Annotated in this window: 1 protein-coding gene; it reads right to left on the bottom strand. The window is 65.8% G+C overall.

All coding sequences use genetic code 11. From position 1 onward, the window contains the following. Window positions 1-56 precede the first annotated feature (56 nt). Window positions 57-237: hypothetical protein (locus HKX41_13445; protein ID NNC25139.1), on the bottom strand; the 181-nt coding region annotated here is incomplete at its 5' end.

Below are 237 nucleotides of genomic sequence, written 5' to 3'. Positions count from 1 at the left end.
GATACGTCGAGGGCGGTCTTAAAAGGTCGGCCGACGGGACGTGAACCCTGCCGCCGTCAGGCGTATTTTACGACGACGTCCAGCACGTCGTCGAGTTCGTCGCCGGAGAGCGCGTAGCGCTCCTGCGCGAAGACGGCACGGAGCTCGTCTCGCGTCCGCGTGAGGAGTTCCGCGATCTTCGCGGCCGTCGCAGCGGCAGCTATTTGCGCCCACCCGCGGTGGGTCTTTCCCATTGCT

This window comes from Salifodinibacter halophilus (assembly GCA_012999515.1).
GTDB classification, from domain to species: Bacteria; Pseudomonadota; Gammaproteobacteria; order Nevskiales; family Salinisphaeraceae; genus Salifodinibacter; species Salifodinibacter halophilus.
Note: the sequence above shows the minus strand (reverse complement) of the source record. Positions and strands in the feature narration are given on the sequence as shown.